This is a genomic window from Methylotenera sp. (assembly GCF_036401095.1).
Lineage (GTDB): Bacteria > Pseudomonadota > Gammaproteobacteria > Burkholderiales > Methylophilaceae > Methylotenera.
Map to the genome: position 1 here is coordinate 73,343 of NZ_DASWWA010000001.1, position 17,333 is coordinate 90,675.

Annotated in this window: 14 protein-coding genes; 10 read left to right on the forward strand and 4 right to left on the reverse strand. The window is 46.3% G+C overall.

Annotated features, from left to right (window positions below):
* Window positions 1-6: 6 nt before the first annotated feature.
* From VGD82_RS00310 to VGD82_RS00320, 3 genes are all read left to right on the forward strand, one after another.
* Window positions 7-3,195, forward strand: coding sequence for an efflux RND transporter permease subunit (locus VGD82_RS00310; protein ID WP_331018485.1), 3,189 nt, complete (start codon window positions 7-9; stop codon window positions 3,193-3,195).
* Window positions 3,185-4,624 carry a TolC family protein gene (locus VGD82_RS00315; RefSeq protein ID WP_135276715.1) on the forward strand — a complete coding sequence of 480 codons (1,440 nt, stop codon included), beginning with the start codon at window positions 3,185-3,187 and terminating at the stop codon, window positions 4,622-4,624. The genes VGD82_RS00310 and VGD82_RS00315 overlap by 11 nt, the downstream gene beginning before the upstream one ends.
* Before the next feature lie 155 nt (window positions 4,625-4,779).
* Entirely contained in the window at window positions 4,780-5,019 is a 240-nt protein-coding gene (locus tag VGD82_RS00320; protein ID WP_331018486.1) for a hypothetical protein, read from the forward strand.
* A gap of 180 nt (window positions 5,020-5,199) precedes the next feature.
* On the opposite strand, the gene VGD82_RS00325 is transcribed toward VGD82_RS00320, so the two are convergent.
* From VGD82_RS00325 to VGD82_RS00335, 3 genes are all read right to left on the reverse strand, one after another.
* Window positions 5,200-6,696: an ammonium transporter gene (locus tag VGD82_RS00325; protein ID WP_331018487.1), complete on the reverse strand. Its 1,497-nt coding sequence runs from the start codon at window positions 6,694-6,696 to the stop codon at window positions 5,200-5,202.
* Between the two features lie 11 nt (window positions 6,697-6,707).
* Window positions 6,708-7,046 carry a P-II family nitrogen regulator gene (locus VGD82_RS00330; RefSeq protein ID WP_015833227.1) on the reverse strand — a complete coding sequence of 113 codons (339 nt, stop codon included), beginning with the start codon at window positions 7,044-7,046 and terminating at the stop codon, window positions 6,708-6,710.
* A gap of 63 nt (window positions 7,047-7,109) precedes the next feature.
* Complete coding sequence (locus VGD82_RS00335; protein WP_331018488.1) at window positions 7,110-8,066, reverse strand: TorF family putative porin; 957 nt, start codon at window positions 8,064-8,066, stop codon at window positions 7,110-7,112.
* Between the two features lie 178 nt (window positions 8,067-8,244).
* On the opposite strand from VGD82_RS00335, the gene VGD82_RS00340 reads away from it, so the two are divergent.
* The 7 genes from VGD82_RS00340 (at window position 8,245) to VGD82_RS00370 (ending at window position 16,840) form a co-directional block, all read left to right on the forward strand.
* Window positions 8,245-8,475, forward strand: a complete 231-nt coding sequence (locus tag VGD82_RS00340; RefSeq protein ID WP_331018489.1) for an accessory factor UbiK family protein — start codon at window positions 8,245-8,247, stop codon at window positions 8,473-8,475.
* A 5-nt stretch (window positions 8,476-8,480) separates the two neighbouring features.
* Window positions 8,481-9,971, forward strand: a complete 1,491-nt coding sequence (locus VGD82_RS00345) for a YifB family Mg chelatase-like AAA ATPase (protein WP_331018490.1) — start codon at window positions 8,481-8,483, stop codon at window positions 9,969-9,971.
* 63 nt (window positions 9,972-10,034) lie between these two features.
* On the forward strand, window positions 10,035-13,826 hold the full coding sequence (metH, locus tag VGD82_RS00350) for a methionine synthase (RefSeq protein WP_331018491.1): 3,792 nt from the start codon (window positions 10,035-10,037) through the stop codon (window positions 13,824-13,826).
* A gap of 6 nt (window positions 13,827-13,832) precedes the next feature.
* Entirely contained in the window at window positions 13,833-14,102 is a 270-nt protein-coding gene (locus VGD82_RS00355; protein WP_331018492.1) for a hypothetical protein, read from the forward strand.
* A gap of 4 nt (window positions 14,103-14,106) precedes the next feature.
* Window positions 14,107-15,483 carry a UDP-N-acetylmuramate:L-alanyl-gamma-D-glutamyl-meso-diaminopimelate ligase gene (mpl, locus tag VGD82_RS00360; protein ID WP_331018493.1) on the forward strand — a complete coding sequence of 459 codons (1,377 nt, stop codon included), beginning with the start codon at window positions 14,107-14,109 and terminating at the stop codon, window positions 15,481-15,483.
* 4 nt (window positions 15,484-15,487) lie between these two features.
* Window positions 15,488-16,477, forward strand: a complete 990-nt coding sequence (locus VGD82_RS00365; RefSeq protein WP_331018494.1) for a TonB family protein — start codon at window positions 15,488-15,490, stop codon at window positions 16,475-16,477.
* 51 nt (window positions 16,478-16,528) lie between these two features.
* Window positions 16,529-16,840, forward strand: a complete 312-nt coding sequence (locus VGD82_RS00370) for a (2Fe-2S) ferredoxin domain-containing protein (protein ID WP_331018495.1) — start codon at window positions 16,529-16,531, stop codon at window positions 16,838-16,840.
* Between the two features lie 45 nt (window positions 16,841-16,885).
* Here VGD82_RS00370 and VGD82_RS00375 read toward each other — a convergent pair whose 3' ends face one another.
* Window positions 16,886-17,314: an HIT family protein gene (locus tag VGD82_RS00375; RefSeq protein ID WP_331018496.1), complete on the reverse strand. Its 429-nt coding sequence runs from the start codon at window positions 17,312-17,314 to the stop codon at window positions 16,886-16,888.
* Between the last annotated feature and the right edge of the window lie 19 nt (window positions 17,315-17,333).

Consider the following 17,333-nt stretch of genomic DNA (forward strand, 5'->3'; position numbering starts at 1 on the left):
CCCTATATGTTTAATATATTTATCAAAAGACCGGTGATGGCCATAGTGCTGTCGCTGATTATTGTCTTTCTTGGATTTTTGTCGATTAGGACGCTCCCTACTTCGCAGTTCCCTGACATTGCGCCGCCACGCGTTATTGTGTCTTTAGCCTACCCAGGCGCGAGTGCCGATGTGTTGGTGCAGTCATCGCTCATTACCATTGAGCGTGCCATTAACGGCGTGCCTGGCATGAAATACATCGTGTCAGATGCTACCAGTGCGGGTGAAGCGACTATCCAAGTGATTTTTGGCTTAGGTACTGACCCCAACCAGGCGATGATTAACGTGAAAACGCGTTTGGATCAGGTGATGAGTCGCCTGCCTGAGTTAGTGCAGTTAGAGGGTGTGGTGGTAGAGCGCGTGCAGCCTAGTATGCTGATGTACATTAACTTGTTCAGTAAAGATAAAGATGCTGATGAGAAGTTTTTATACAACTACGCCAACGTCAATCTGATTCCTGAGATACAGCGTGTAAACGGTATTGCCAGTGCCAAGATTCTTGGTAGCCGCCAATACGCGATGCGTATTTGGCTAAACCCAGACAGAATGCGTGCTTATAAAGTCTCGGTTGAAGAAGTCATGAAGGCAATGAACGAGCAGAGCATTATTGGCCGCCCAGGTCGTTTGGGTCAGAGCTCAGGCATTGCTGCGCAGTCAAAAGAGTATGTGTTGGTTTACCAAGGGCGCTATAACAAGCCTGAGCAATATGAAGACATTATTATCCGTGCAAACTCTGATGGCGAAATCTTAAAGCTTAAAGATATAGCCAAGGTGGAGTTAGGTAGTGAGTTCTTTGATATTTACTCAAATAAAGATGGCTATCCATCATCTGCGATTATTTTAAAGCAGAACTACGGCAGTAACGCGAGTGAGGTAATTGAGCAAGTTAAGGAGAAAATGGAGGAGCTAAAAGGCACTTTCCCTGCTGGCATGGAATATGAAATTGACTATGACGTTTCTAAATTCCTGGATGCTTCGATTGAGAAGGTGCTACACACGCTGGTTGAGGCATTTATCTTAGTGGCCTTGGTTGTGTTTATCTTCCTTGGAGATTGGCGTTCTACCTTAATTCCTATCTTGGCGGTGCCGGTATCCTTGATTGGTACTTTCTTCTGCATGCAGATATTTGGCATTACCATCAACCTGATTACCCTGTTCGCGCTGGTGCTGGCGATTGGTATTGTGGTCGATAACGCGATCGTGGTGGTAGAGGCGGTGCATGCCAAAATGGAAGAAAATGCCGAATTAAGCCCATACAAAGCGACTCAGCAAGTATTGAGTGAAATTGGCGGTGCGATTGTTGCGATTACCTTGGTGATGACCGCGGTGTTTGTGCCAGTGGCCTTTATGACGGGGCCTGTGGGCGTGTTCTACCGTCAGTTCTCTATTACCATGGCGGCATCTATCGTGATTTCAGGCGTGGTTGCGCTATCACTTACACCAGTGTTGTGCGCGATGTTGCTGAAAAATCATCATGGGCACGTTAAAAGAAAAACACCGATTGGCTATTTCATCGATGTGTTTAACCGCCTGTTTGAGAAGCTGACAGGGCGTTACACCAACTTCTTAAGCAAAATAGTTACGCTAAGAGTGGTGACTATTTTAGCCTTGGTAGGTTTTTCTTTTGCTACCTTCACCATCAACAAAACCTTACCTGCCGGTTTCATTCCGGGTGAAGATCAGGGGCAAATTTACGCAATTATTCAAACACCACCAGGCACTACGCTAGAAGCAACCAACAAGGTGGCGCGTGCGTTGCAGGTAGAGGCTAAGAAGATTGAAGGGATTGAGTCTGTATCTGCCTTGGCAGGTTATGAGATTCTGACCGAAGGTCGTGGTTCTAATGCCGGTACTTGTTTGATTAACTTGAAAGACTGGTCAAAACGCGATAAATCTGTGCAGCAAATTATTGAAGAGCTAGAAGAGAAAACCAAAAACTTTGGTGCAATCGTCGAGTTCTTTGAACCACCTGCGGTGCCTGGTTATGGTGCAGCTTCTGGTTTGGCATTGCGTTTGTTAGACAAAACCAATGGCACGGATTATCACGAGTTTGACAAGATCAATCAGGACTTTATGGCGGAATTAGGCAAGCGTAAAGAGCTGACCGGTTTGTTTACGTTCTATGCCGCGAATTACCCGCAATATGAGTTAGATATCGACAATAAGGCTGCCATGCAAAAAGGCGTGTCTATTGGTAAGGCTATGGATAACCTCAATATCTTGATTGGTAGTACCTTTGAGCAAGGCTTTATCCGCTTCAATAACTTCTTCCGGGTGTATACGCAGTCTGGTCCTGAGTTCCGTAGATATCCGAGTGATATTTTGAACTATTACGTAAAAAATGAAGAAGGCGAAATGGTGCCTTACTCATCCTTTATGAAAATGAAGAAAATACAAGGGCCAAACGAGATTACCCGTTACAACTTGTATAACTCAGCCACGATTCGTGCAACGCCAGCTAAAGGCTACACCACTGATGATGCGATTAAGGCCGTGCAAGAAGTGGCTGCGGCAACCTTGCCGCATGGCTATGACATTGGCTGGGAAGGCTTGTCTTTTGACGAGGCTAAGCGCGGTAACGAGGCGATGATCATTTTTGCGGTGGTCTTGGTTTTCGTGTACATGGTGCTGGCCGCGCAGTATGAAAGCTTCTTGCTACCGTTAGCTGTGATTCTGTCATTACCGGCGGGTGTGTTTGGTACGTTCTTCCTGCTTAAAACACTGGGCCTTGCCAATGACGTTTACGCGCAGCTGGGGTTGGTGATGCTGGTGGGCTTGCTGGGCAAAAATGCCGTGTTGATTGTGGAATTTGCAGTACAAAAACACGAGCAAGGTATGTCGATTGCCGAAGCTGCCATTGAAGGTGCTAGAGCGCGTTTCCGCCCAATTCTGATGACATCGTTTGCATTTATTGCAGGCTTGATTCCATTAGTAGTTGCAACAGGTGCGGGTGCTGTTGGTAACCGTACGATTGGTAGCTCAGCTTTAGGTGGCATGCTGTTCGGTACTATCTTTGGCGTGATCTTGATTCCTGGCCTTTACTATCTATTTGCAAAAATGGAAGAAGGCAAATCATTGATTAAAAATGAAGAGTTCAAACCTCTTACAGAGCTATATCACTACAATAAAGATGAAGATAAAGATGATGACAAATAAACCTATTTATATTCGATTAGCGGTCGCGGGGGCGTTAGCCCTCTCGATGCAGGCGTGTTCCATCCCTTTATTAACAACTAAAAAGGCGGACACTAAGCTGCCTGAGCAATTTAATAACCAAGCGCAAAGTACGGAAAATACTGCCAATGTGAACTGGAAGGATTTTTTTGACGACGCCTATTTGCCAGGCTTGATAGACACTGCAATTGCCAACAACAAAGAAGTGAATATCATGGCGCAGCGCATTAGCATGGCCAAAAATGAGATTCAGGCACGCCGAGGTGAGTATCTGCCGTTTGTGAGCTTTGGTGCAGGTGCGGAAGTAGAAAAAGTTGGCCGCTTTACACGTAATGGTGCAGTAGAGGAAAGTCTGGAAATTAAAGAAGGTAAGGCCTTTCCAGACCCTTTACCTAACTACCAATTTGGCTTGTATTCTTCTTGGGAGTTAGACGTTTGGAAAAAGCTGAGAAACGCTACAAAAGTTGCCGGCATGGAGTACATGGCTTCGATAGAGGGCAAAAACTTCTTAGTGACCAATTTGGTGGCAGAAATTGCCAATGCTTATTATGAGTTAATCGCGCTAGATAATCAGCTGGATAACTTAGAGCAGAATATTAAGATTCAGCAAAATGCCCTAGAAGTGACTAAAGAGCTTAAAAAATACGCTAGAGCGACCTCTCTGGCAGTAAAGCGCTTTGAGGCGGAAGTGAAGAAAAACCAAAGTAGGCAGTACGTGATTAAACAGCAGCAAGTCGAGCTGGAGAATCGCATTAACTTCCTACTTGGTAGAACGCCACAGCCGATACAAAGAGCAAGTGCCGGCTTTATGGAGATTAAGCCTAAGATGATTCAGGCAGGCGTACCTGCGCAATTGCTGGAAAACCGCCCTGATATAAGAAAAGCCGAGTTGGAATTAGCAGCAGCAGATTTGAATATCCAAGTGGCTAAGGCTAACTTCTACCCTTCATTCGCCATACGTGCCGGCGTTGGCTTTCAAGCATTTAACCCTAGGTATCTGCTCAATACGCCAGAGTCTTTAATGTACACACTGGCGGGCGATATGATGGCGCCATTGGTGAATCGTAATGCCATTACAGCCGTGTATAAAAATGCAAATGCAACGCAAATACAAGCTGCCTATGATTACGAAAAGACCATTATTAATGCGTATGGTGAGGTCGCGAACCAGCTGTCTAATATTGATAATCTAGAGAAAAATTATCAACTCAAAACGACACAAGTTCAGGCTTTAACTGAGTCTGTGGATGTGGCGAATCAGCTCTTTAAATCTGCCCGAGCAGAGTATTTAGAGATTTTGTTAACCCAGCGTGAAGCGCTGGAGGCAAAAAGTGAGCTGATTGAAACCAAACAGAAGCAGATTAGTGCGATGGTGAATTTATACCGAGCACTAGGCGGCGGCTGGAAGTAGTCTGTAAGTAACAGTTAGCATGATGTGTGCGCTTAAGTCGCATTACATCATGCTAATCAATACCCCTTTACCCTATTACCCATTGTGAGCGATTGATTAAGCTTTAAATGCTTGAGGGATATTTTCAACTTTAAATTAGAGTTAGGAGAGTACTAATGAAGTTATTCGTATTATTTATTTATACTTTAGGGCTTGCTGTGAGCATTAATGCAAGTGCGGATGAAGGCAAAGATCCAAGCAGCACCACACAAGTGCAGCAGGCTGATATGCAGCCCGCAGATGCTAATAAAGTAAGTGCCAATCAAGCTGTGGATGATGAGGCATCGCATCAACATGATGCGTTAAAAACCCAGTTTTTAGGTAAGAGACCTTACATGGAAATAAAGGCTAAATAAGTACTTATTTAGCCATAGACGAGTGACAGTGTGATGATGCGAGTTATGGTGTAACCATAATAAGGGTAGCTAAATAATTGCTATTACTGTGGTTAGACTGAAATGCTGATTGATACTGTCTGTCATTAGGTATAAAAAAGGGGCGCAAATGCGCCCCTTTTCTTTTACAGCTATGTACTACTAGTTGTGATATGCACGCTCACCGTGTTGGCTTGTATCTAAGCCTTCACGTTCAGCCTCTTCGCTTACACGTAAGCCAATTAACACGTCTACAATTTTGAAAGCAATGAATGAAACCACTGCTGATAACACAATTGCAGTTACTACAGCATAAATTTGAGCAGTCATTTGTGCACCAAAGTCGTAAGCTGCTACGCCGTTTGCTACATAATCAACTACACCTACACCACCTAGTGCTGGGTTAACAAACACGCCAGTAGCTAATGCACCGAATACACCACCAATTGCGTGGATACCGAATACATCTAATGCGTCATCGTAACCAAGTACGTATTTCACTTTAGCCACCATGAAGTAGCAGATTGGAGATACTAACAAGCCGATCACGATTGCACCCATTGGGCCTACAAAGCCACAAGCTGGTGTAATTGCTACTAAACCTGCTACCGCACCAGATACTGCACCTAACATTGATGGTTTGCCTTTTAGCAACCACTCAGAGAATGTCCAAGACAATGTTGCTGCACCAGTTGCAATAAATGTGTTTACTAAAGCAAGTGCTGCATAACCGTTAGCTTCAAGGTTAGAACCAGCATTGAAACCAAACCAGCCCACCCATAGTAAGGCTGCACCAACCATAGTTAAGGTTAAGCTATGAGGAGTCATTGCTTCTTTACCGTAACCAATACGTTTACCAACCATGATGGCACCTACTAAGCCAGCAACACCAGCGTTGATATGTACTACTGTACCGCCTGCAAAGTCTAATGCACCTTTAGCCCATAACCAGCCTGCGTTAGCAACTACAGTTTCAAGTGAAGCCGCAGTAGTAATCGCATCAGGACCGTCCCAGTACCAAACCATATGTGCTAATGGCAAGTATGAGAATGTGAACCATAACACCATGAATACCAAGATTGCAGAGAACTTCATGCGCTCAGCAAATGCACCAACGATCAATGCTGGCGTAATTGCTGCAAAGGTTAATTGGAAAGCAACGAATACTAATTCAGGAATGTAAGTACCCTTGCTGAATGTTGCACCTAATGACTCAGGAGTAACGCCAGCCAAGAATGCTTTACTTAAGCCGCCAAAGTATGGGCTGCCACCTGTAAATGCAACGCTGTAACCATAAATTGCCCATAACACACCCATGAGCGAGAAAATCATGAATACTTGCATCAATACAGAAAGCATATTTTTTTGGCGAACCAAACCACCATAAAATAATGCCAAGCCAGGAATTACCATTAAGCTTACCAGTACGGTTGCAATTAACATCCATGCTGTGTCACCTTTGTTTGGAACTGGTGCAGGCGCAGCTGCCGGAGCAACTTCTGTCGCAGCAGGTGCAACTGCAGCAGCAGCTGCTTCGGCAGCTGGCGCAACCGCGGTCGCGGCTTCAGCCACTGGCGCAGCATCTTCTGCGTATGTGTTACCTGTGAAGCCGAAACCCAACATGGTAACTAACGCAAACATCGAGAGTAGTTTCTTCATTATTGATCCCCTTATAGAGCTTCTACACCGGTTTCACCGGTACGAATGCGGTAGACTTCTTCTAGATTAAAGATAAAAATCTTACCGTCGCCAATCTTACCTGTAGCTGCAGATTTTTCAATCGCATCTACTACTTGGTCTAGTAACTCATCTTTAATTGCAACTTCTAGTTTAACTTTTGGTAAAAAGTCTACTACGTACTCAGCGCCACGATACAGCTCAGTATGGCCTTTTTGGCGTCCAAAACCCTTCACTTCGGTTACAGTAATACCCTGTACACCGATAATTGAAAGTGCCTCGCGCACTTCGTCAAGCTTAAACGGCTTGATAATTGCGGATACAAATTTCATGTATGTCTCCTTTAGTTGTTAAGAACAATAACGGGCGCTACGCCCGTTATTCTACTGAAAAATTTAGAACGTGCGACCGATAGTCACAATCAGACGTCCGTCATTTAGATCTTTGCTTTGTGCTTTGGTCGCAGTGCCTTTGCCGTTAAAGCTTGTGCCGCCGTAACCTTTTGAACCCCAGTAATCGTCATTGTTTGACTCTACCCAGTACAACCCAGCATTCCAGCCTTCAGAGTTAGCAACTTTAAATGCTTTGCTTAAACCAATTTTCCAATCGGTGTAGTCAGGGTTTGTTTCATTTGAAATAGAAGTACTTGGCAAGTTACCGTTACCGTCTGCATAAGCCAAGTTCAGTTTACCCGCAACATTTAAATGACCAATATGGCCAACCAATGTCAGGCCTTCCCATGGCAATGGGTAAGCAGCATTCAATTCAAGGTAAGTTGTGCCGCTAGTGCCGCCGTCCCAACCAGTTTTCTTCTCAGCGCCAAACCAATCGCCTAATGTCACAGAAGCTTTAGCGCTTAGCCATTTGTATGACAAGCCAAAGTTAGCTTCATAAGTGTCCCAACGGCCGCCGTGAGGTGTCAATTGGTCATTAGGGTTAACTGCATTTGATGCTCTGTATTTTTTCCAGCTACCGCCCGGATAGAAGTAACCAATCGCACCAACTGTATAGCCTAAGCCTTCAACAGCAGGAATTGAACCGTTGTAGCCAGCGTATGCATCTAACTCAACAGTAGCATCTGGGAATGTGTTTGGTGTAATGCTTGAGCCCCAAACGCCAGCATAAAAGCCGCTTGAGTGAGCTACATCAAAACCACCTTGCAGGGCAGGTTTGTGCCAGTTTTGTGAAATACCACGTGCGTAGTAATCTGAAACAAAGCCAACGTTTGATGTTAATGACCAAGCAGATTCTGGTGCTTTGGCTGTTGTTTCTGCAGCTTCTTCTGCCGCTGAGGCAAACGAAGGTAAAGCGAGAGTACTTAAAACAGCTAGTGTTAGTATTGATTTACGCATGCTATTAACTCCAAGTTAAAAAAGGTTATCTAAAAATTCTACGATTTTGATTAAGCAATTGCCGTGCCAATAATAAAAGTGTTTAAAATCAATGTGATATTGAATTGTATGATTGGTGCGTTTATGTAATGCTGATAAATAATCTGCTAAACTAGACTTTATTACTAAGGAATTTAATATGTTGGATACACATAAAATTAACGAAATATCTAATAAAATCAAAGAGGTAATGGCAACATCGCCTTTGGCAGATGTTGAAAAAAACCTAAATGCACTATTAAAGGGCGCATTCACCAAAATGGAGCTTGTGACACGGGAGGAGTTTGAGGTGCAGGCAGAAGTGTTACGTCATACACGGGAAAAGCTAGAAGCGCTTGAGGCTAGGCTAGCTGAACTAGAAGGAAAATAAGCGATATGAGCTTAGCCGTATTGTATAGTCGTGCGCTAACCGGTATGGATGCACCACAAGTAGTGGTGGAGGTGCATCTGGCTAATGGCTTACCTAGCTTTACAATAGTGGGCTTGCCTGAGGCTGAGGTGAAAGAGAGTAAAGACCGCGTGCGTGCGGCATTGCAAACAGCTCAGTTTGAATTCCCGGCACGACGCATTACGGTGAATTTGGCACCTGCAGATTTGCCCAAAGAGAGCGGGCGTTACGACTTACCAATTGCATTGGGTATACTGGCGGCCAGTGGCCAGATTCCAGCAGCGGCTCTATCTCAATACGAATTTGCGGGTGAGCTGGCGTTAACCGGTGAGTTGCGCCCAGTTCGCGGCGCATTAGCCATGACTTATAAGTCTTATCAAAGTGGGCGCGCCTTTATTTTACCTAGCGAAAGCGCATTAGAGGCGGCATTGGTGGATGATGCAGTTATCTATCCTGCAAAAGACTTGCTAGAAGTGTGCGCGCATTTAAGCGGGCGCACACTATTGGTGCAACTAGATGCAGAGCGCCAAGCGCAATCCATTATTTATCCTGATTTTAATGAGGTGAAAGGGCAGTCTGGCCCTAAGCGTGCGTTGGAGATTGCTGCGGCTGGCGGTCATAGCGTGATTATGAGCGGCCCCCCTGGCACTGGTAAAAGTATGCTGGCAAGCCGCTTTGTGGGCATCTTGCCTAGCATGGCAGAAGATGAGGCGCTCGAATCAGCTGCGTTACAGTCGCTCAATGGACAATATAAAATAGAGCATTGGAAGCGGCGTCCATTTAGAGCTCCCCATCACACGGCTTCCGGCGTGGCTTTGGTGGGTGGTGGTGGCGTTCCGCGCCCAGGTGAAATTTCATTGGCGCATCGCGGGGTTTTATTTTTAGATGAGCTTCCCGAGTTTGACCGTAAAGTGCTGGAGGTGCTGCGGGAGCCTTTGGAAAGTGGCCATATCACGATTTCGCGTGCGGCACGTCAGGCTGATTTTCCAGCCCAATTTCAGTTAATTGCCGCCATGAACCCTTGCCCGTGTGGATATTTAGGGCATTTCAACAATAAGTGCCGTTGTACACCAGATCAGGTTACTCGATATAAAGGCAAAATTTCTGGCCCGCTGTTAGACCGTATCGATTTACATATAGAAGTCGCGGCCTTAAAAGAGGATGAGCTTACTAAAGCTGCGGATGCAGAAGCAAGTGAGACCATTCGTGCCCGCGTTGAAAAAGCACGCGATATACAACTGCAACGCCAAGGTAAAGCGAACTTTGCGCTTGGCAGTGCTGAAATTGAGACACACTGTCAGCTTGATACCGCAGGTTTGGCTTTATTAAAAACTGCAATATCACGCCTTAATTTATCCGCACGCGCTTATCACCGTATCTTAAAAGTTGCGCGTAGTATTGCCGATTTAGCAGGAGACGCTCAGATTAAACCTGCGCACCTTGCCGAGGCTGTGCAATATAGACGCGGCGAAGTATAGAACTAGATTTAGCAACCTGATGCTTGCATGATAAAATTGAGAAAATTTTAACGACTGATTTTCATGGCTCAATTAACACCCTCCCCGATAGAAACCCAATTACGTGCTTTATTAGCGCAGCGAATCCTGATTTTAGATGGTGCGATGGGAACCATGATTCAGCAATATAAGCTGACAGAAGCTGATTATCGTGGTGAACGCTTTGTTGACTTCAAGGCACCTGCAGGTGAGCGTGAGTTGTTTGTAAAAGGCAATAACGAATTATTGACCTTAACTCAGCCAGGCATTATTCAAGAAATTCACGAAAAATATCTGGCGGCTGGTGCAGATATCATAGAAACCAACACCTTTGGTGCTACGGCTGTTGCACAAGATGACTACCATATGGCGCATCTGGTGTATGAAATGAACGTAGAGGCAGCTAAGTTAGCAAAGGCCGCTTGTGCAAAATACAGCACGCCTGATAAACCGCGTTTTGTGGCTGGCGCATTGGGCCCTACCCCTAAAACAGCTTCTATCTCACCTGACGTGAACGACCCTGCTGCACGTAATGTGAATTTTGATCAGTTAGTAAATGCTTACTTGGAGCAAACGCGTGCGCTGGTAGAAGGTGGTGCAGATATCTTAATGGTAGAAACCATTTTTGATACACTTAACTGTAAAGCCGCACTATTCGCGATTGATGCTTTCTTTGAAGAGGTAGGTTATACCCTGCCAATTATGATTTCAGGCACGGTGACCGATGCTTCTGGCCGTATTTTATCCGGCCAAACAGTAACCGCGTTCTGGCATTCTGTGCGCCATGCCAAGCCGCTCACCATCGGCTTGAATTGCGCATTAGGCGCCACTTTAATGCGCCCTTATGTAGAAGAGCTGTCTTCGATTGCAGATACTTTTGTATGTATTTACCCCAATGCTGGCTTGCCCAACCCAATGAGCGACACTGGTTTTGATGAAACGCCGGACGTTACCTCAAGCTTGGTAAAAGAGTTTGCGCAGAGCAACTTCTTAAATATTGCCGGCGGCTGCTGCGGTACCACGCCCGCGCATATCAATGCCATTTATAACGAAATTAAAGACTTACCGCCACGTCAGTTGCCGGTATTACCACGCACTTTGAAGCTGTCTGGCTTAGAGCCGTTCGTCGTTGATGACGATTCGCTATTTGTGAACGTAGGCGAGCGTACCAATGTAACAGGCTCCAAAGCTTTTGCTCGCTTGATTATCAACGAGCAGTACGATGAAGCGCTGACCGTGGCGCGCCAGCAGGTAGAAAACGGTGCGCAGGTCATCGATATCAACATGGACGAAGGCATGTTGGACGCGATTAAAGCCATGACGCACTTCCTGAATCTGGTGGCGTCAGAGCCGGATATCGCGCGCGTGCCGATCATGATCGACTCTAGTAAATGGTCAGTGATTGAAGCAGGCTTAAAGTGTGTGCAAGGTAAGGCCGTCGTTAACTCGATTTCCATGAAAGAAGGCGAAGAGGAGTTTATACGTCAGGCGAGGTTATGTAAGCGCTACGGTGCCGCTGCCATTGTGATGGCGTTCGACGAAAAAGGTCAGGCCGATACCTTTGAGCGTAAGATTGAAATTTGTAAGCGCGCTTATGATTTGCTGGTGAAAGAGCTGGATTTCCCGCCGGAAGATATTATTTTCGACCCGAATATTTTCGCGATTGCGACGGGTATTGAAGAGCATAACAACTACGCGGTTGATTTTATCAATGCGACGCACTGGATTAAACAGCATCTGCCGTATGCCAAAATTTCTGGCGGCGTATCCAACGTGAGCTTCAGCTTTAGAGGTAACGACCCCGCGCGTGAAGCGATTCACACCGTATTTTTATACCATGCCATCAAGGCCGGTATGACCATGGGTATCGTTAACGCCGGCATGATGGGCGTGTATGACGACCTGCCGGCTGAACTCAAAGAGCGCGTGGAAGATGTGGTGCTTAACCGTGTGGTTGACCCTAATAATCCACTAGCCGCTACCGAACGCATGATTGAGATTGCCAGCACCCTAGTGGCTGGCGGCAAAAAAGAGGCAGCGACGCTGGAGTGGCGTGGTACCCCAGAAAATCCAGTGCCGGTTGAAAAGCGCCTGAGCCACGCCATGGTACATGGCATCACCGAATTTATTGTAGAAGACACCGAAGAAGCCCGACAAAAAGTTGCTGCGGCTGGCGGCCGGCCGATTCATGTGATTGAAGGCCCACTGATGGATGGTATGAACGTGGTGGGCGACTTGTTCGGCCAAGGTAAGATGTTCCTGCCGCAAGTGGTGAAATCTGCGCGCGTGATGAAACAAGCTGTAGCGCACTTGATCCCGTTTATTGAGGCAGAAAAAGCTGCGGATGAAGCACGTACCGGTATTGTAGCCAAGCCTAAAGGCAAAATGGTGATTGCAACGGTAAAAGGCGATGTGCATGACATTGGCAAAAACATCGTTTCCGTCGTGCTGCAATGTAATAACTTTGAGGTGGTGAATATGGGTGTGATGGTGCCTGCCTCTGAGATTTTAGCTATGGCCAAAGCCGAGAATGCGGACATCATCGGCTTGTCCGGCTTGATCACCCCTTCACTGGAAGAAATGGCACACGTTGCGCGTGAAATGCAGCGCGACCCGTACTTTAAAGAACAGAAAATGCCATTGTTAATTGGAGGTGCCACAACTTCACGCGCGCATACCGCAGTGAAAATTGCACCGCATTATGACGGCCCCATTGTTTATGTAGCGGATGCTTCACGCTCTGTAACGGTGATGCAAAACTTACTTACGCCAGAAACGCGCGGTGCGTATTTGGCGGAGATTCAGGCCGATTACGAAAAAGCTCGCACCCAGCATGCCAATAAAAAAGGCACGCCTATGCTCACTATCGCCGAAGCGCGCGCTAATATGGCCGACCTTTCATTTGCAGGTGAGGATGCGCCAGTAAAACCTAAGTTTATCGGCCGCCGTGAGATTAAAAATGCAGACCTCAGCATCATTGCCCAATACATCGACTGGACGCCATTCTTCCAGACTTGGGACTTGGCAGGCTTCTACCCTGCTATTTTAAAAGATGAGGTAGTGGGCGATGCAGCCACAAAGTTGTTCAATGAAGCGCAGTTGATGCTGAAAAAAATCATCGATGGGCGCTGGCTCACCGCCAACGGTGTGGTTGCATTGCATCCTGCCAATCGTGCGGGGGATGACGATATTGAGATCTACACCGATGAAACACGTGAAAATATCGCCTTTACCTACTACGGTATGCGCCAGCAAACCGTAAAACCTGTGATTGACGGCATCGCACGCCCTAACCAATGTCTGGCCGATTTTATCGCACCTAAAGGCACGCCGGATTACATCGGCTTGTTCGCCGTGACCGCTGGCTTAGGCATTGAAAAGCACGAGAAGAAGTTTGAAGACGCGCATGATGACTATAGCAGCATCATGCTCAAAGCCTTGGCCGACAGGCTGGCGGAAGCGTTTGCTGAATATATGCATGAGCGCGTGCGCGTTGATTTCTGGGGCTATGCGCCGAATGAAAACTTAAGTAAAGAAGCCTTGATTAAAGAGCAATACCAAGGTATTCGCCCTGCACCGGGCTACCCTGCTTGCCCGGATCATACGGTTAAGCCAGATATGTTTAAGTTGCTGCAAGCGGAGACTATTGGCATGGCATTGACCGAATCATTTGCGATGTCACCAGGAGCTGCGGTGTCAGGTTTCTATTTTGCACATCCGGAAAGTAAATATTTCAGTGTGGATAAAATTGGCACAGATCAGTTGGAAGATATGGCAAAGCGTAGAGGGCTAACTAAAGACTATTTAGAGCGTTGGTTAGCGCCAAACTTAGCGTAAGTGGATATGGAAAATCTTCTTTTTCTATTAATTGTTATGACTGTTGCCGCTTTACCTCTGATTTTGCCTTTTATCTTTATGGAAATGACGGCGGAGAAAAAGCATCCTGTCAGTGATAAGAGGCGTAAGTTTGCAAGGTTATTAGGTTGGGTATTGGGTTTAAGCTTACTAGCATTCTTCGCGTATCTCCTCTTTAATAATGGAGAAGAACGTGCGCACCATTTAGTAAGAGGGATTGTTCAGCTCTTACAATTTTTAATCGATTTTTTGAAATAACTTTATGCACATTCACATATTAGGTATTTGCGGTACATTCATGGGCGGTATTGCGGTGCTGGCTAAAGCCGCAGGGCATAAAGTCACAGGTTGTGACGCCAATGTTTATCCGCCAATGAGTACACAGCTAGAGGCACAAGGCGTAGAGTTGATTGAGGGCTTCGACCCATCGCAAACCGCACTTAATCCAGATATATATGTGATTGGTAATGTGGTGTCGCGCGGCAACCCTTTAATGGAAGCGATTTTAAATCAAGGCTTGCCGTATATTTCAGGGCCGCAATGGCTGGCAGAGAACGTGCTGCAAGGTAAGTGGGTGCTAGCCGTGGCTGGTACGCATGGCAAAACCACAACCAGCTCAATGTTGGCGTGGATATTGGAGTATGCAGGTTTGGCGCCTGGGTTCCTGATTGGCGGGGTGCCTGAGAATTTCTCAGTGTCAGCACGTTTGCCACAAATGCCAGTGCAAGATAAAAACAGCGTATCGCCATTCTTCGTGATTGAGGCTGATGAATATGACACCGCCTTCTTTGATAAGCGTTCCAAGTTTGTTCATTACCGCCCACGCACTGCGGTGTTGAACAATCTGGAGTTTGACCATGCTGATATTTTTGAAGATTTGAATGCAATTGAAAAGCAGTTCCATCACTTGGTGAGAACTGTACCGCAGCAGGGTTTGGTGGTTGCTAATGGTAAAGAAAGCAGCTTGCAACGCGTACTAGATAAAGGCTGCTGGACACCTGTAGAAAAGTTTGGCACTGACGACGACTGGCAAGCGATTAACGCACAAGGTGACGGTAGTTTTGATGTCATCTATAAAGGCCAAATGCAAGGGCATGTAGCATGGGGCTTGTTAGGTGAACACAATCGCATGAATGCGCTAGCAAGCATTGCAGCAGCTCGCCACGCAGGTGTTGCGGTTGATGTCAGTATCGCAGCATTGACCGAATTTAAAAACGTAAAACGCCGTATGGAAGTGCGCGGTGAGAGCCGTGGTGTGGTGGTGTATGATGATTTTGCACATCACCCTACAGCCATCGAAACCACTATTGCCGGCTTGCGTGCCAAAGTAGGTGCAGCTCGCATTTTGGCAGTATTGGAGCCACGTTCTAACACCATGAAGCTGGGTGTGATGAAAAACGCGCTACCGGCCAGTTTGGCGCAGGCTGATTTGGTATTCTGTTATCAAGCTAATTTAGGCTGGGATACCGGAGCTGCACTTGCGCCCATCGCCAATAAAACCCAAGTGTACGACGATCTGACCCAGTTGATCCTGGCCATTAAGCAAGTGGCGGTTGCGGGGGACCATGTGTTGATTATGAGTAATGGTGGTTTTGGCGGTATTCACCAAAAATTGCTCGATGCGTTAAAAGAAGTGTAAACATTTGAGCAAGCAACCCGCAAAAACAGCGCTAAACCCATTGGCATCACTCATTGTAAAAATTAAAACAATGCGTGTGATGACCATTGCGCTGAGTATCTCTTTGCTGGTGCACTTGGTCATTCTCAGTATTCATTTTGAGCCTGAACTTAAAAAGTTTCGTGATAAATTGCCAGTACTTGAGGTGATGTTGGTTAATACCAAAACCAAGTCAAAACCGCAAAATACCGAGGTGTATGCACAAGCCAATTTAGACCGTGGCGGCAATACAGATTTAGACCGCAAGATGAAAACCGCATTGCCTGCATTCAAGCAGCAGCAGGCAGACGTAACGCTTAAACCCGTGGTGAACGCAAAGCAAGCAGCCAAATCGGCAGAGCAGCCAGCAGAAGAGAAGCAATCGAAGAAAAATGTTGCTGCGCTGGAAAAGCAGGCGCAGGCATTAATGACACAGCTAGAAGCCGCGCATAAGGTTGAATCTCAGCCGGTGCAAAAGGTGAGTGCTACCGAGGCCGAGACCGCGCCTCAAGAGAATTTGAGTAAGAAGGTTAATATTCAGGATATTACTGCCGCCGCGCTGGAGATGGACCGTTTGGAGGCATTGATTGCCAAGCAGCAGGATGAGTATCAAAAACGACCCAAGCGCAAATTTGTCGGAGGCCGCGCGCAGGAGTATCGCTATGCGCTATATGTAGAAGCCTGGCGCCAAAAAGTAGAGAAAATTGGCAACCTTAATTATCCAGAAGCTGCAAAAAACCTAAAGCTATATGGTCAATTACAGATGACGGTATCTATAAAAGCCGATGGCAGCATTGAATCTGTAGAAATCAACCGCAGTTCTGGGCATAAAGTTCTGGATGCCGCAGCACGGCATATTGTTGAGCTAGGCGCGCCCTACGCTAGGTTTCCTGATGATGTACGTAAAGAGATAGACGTGCTGAGCATCACCAGAACATGGACCTTTACCAAAGAAGAAAGCTTGGCTACAGAGTAATGCAGGCTTTTTAAGTGCTGTTGTTGCCAGTGAAATTGATACGAGAAAATTATGACTAGCCATTTCGAACACCACGTATTTTTTTGCCTTAACCAGCGTGAGGGCGGAGCCGCCTGTTGTATGGACCATGGCGCTGAACAGGCTTTTGACCATATGAAGTCGCGGGTGAAAAAGCTGAACTTGAATGGTAAAGGTAAAGTGCGCATCAACCGTGCTGGCTGTTTAGACCGCTGTAATGATGGGCCAGTGATGGTGGTGTACCCGCAGGCTGTGTGGTACACCTTTGTCGATAACGATGATATTGATGAAATTATTGAAAGCCACTTAATCAATGGCAAAATAGTTGAGCGTTTGTTGGTCTAAGCTAAGTAAATTGCTAGTTTGCTGTAAAGCGTCAATTTTAGCAATTTAACTAGAGCCAAGTGCGCACTCAATCAGTGTGCCCATATTGTCAGCCAGGGCCTGTTTAGTTTGCGCATTAAGCAGCGAGGGGTGGCTTTCACGTGCCGCTTGTCCCCAATGCGAGTTGGGGAAGTGTTTATCATGCTCAAAGCGCGGAATCACGTGCCAGTGGATGTGCGGGGTTTTATTACCAAGGCTGGCTAAATTGATTTTGTCCGGGTTAAACGCTGTTCTTAACGCAGTTTCCACCGCAAACACTACTTTCATCACACGTGCACGGTCTTGCGGTGTCAGGTCGGACATTTCTTTAACGTGCTCTAGCAACTCTACACGGCAATAAGCTGGGTAATCTTCATCGTTAAGCAACACCACACGGCAGAAGTCATCTAGCCATAAGATTTCATGGGGTGTAGGGCCGCATAATGGACAAGTCAATTTTTAAATACCTCTTAAT

Coding starts and splice junctions, on each gene's coding strand:
- metH (WP_331018491.1), top strand. CDS start 10,035: ATGGCTCAATTAACACCCTCCCCGATAGAAACCCAATTACGTGCTTTA.
- mpl (WP_331018493.1), top strand. CDS start 14,107: ATGCACATTCACATATTAGGTATTTGCGGTACATTCATGGGCGGTATT.
- VGD82_RS00315 (WP_135276715.1), top strand. CDS start 3,185: ATGACAAATAAACCTATTTATATTCGATTAGCGGTCGCGGGGGCGTTA.
- VGD82_RS00345 (WP_331018490.1), top strand. CDS start 8,481: ATGAGCTTAGCCGTATTGTATAGTCGTGCGCTAACCGGTATGGATGCA.
- VGD82_RS00340 (WP_331018489.1), top strand. CDS start 8,245: ATGTTGGATACACATAAAATTAACGAAATATCTAATAAAATCAAAGAG.
- VGD82_RS00310 (WP_331018485.1), top strand. CDS start 7: ATGTTTAATATATTTATCAAAAGACCGGTGATGGCCATAGTGCTGTCG.
- VGD82_RS00330 (WP_015833227.1), bottom strand. CDS start 7,046: ATGAAATTTGTATCCGCAATTATCAAGCCGTTTAAGCTTGACGAAGTG.
- VGD82_RS00370 (WP_331018495.1), top strand. CDS start 16,529: ATGACTAGCCATTTCGAACACCACGTATTTTTTTGCCTTAACCAGCGT.
- VGD82_RS00335 (WP_331018488.1), bottom strand. CDS start 8,066: ATGCGTAAATCAATACTAACACTAGCTGTTTTAAGTACTCTCGCTTTA.
- VGD82_RS00320 (WP_331018486.1), top strand. CDS start 4,780: ATGAAGTTATTCGTATTATTTATTTATACTTTAGGGCTTGCTGTGAGC.
- VGD82_RS00355 (WP_331018492.1), top strand. CDS start 13,833: ATGGAAAATCTTCTTTTTCTATTAATTGTTATGACTGTTGCCGCTTTA.
- VGD82_RS00325 (WP_331018487.1), bottom strand. CDS start 6,696: ATGAAGAAACTACTCTCGATGTTTGCGTTAGTTACCATGTTGGGTTTC.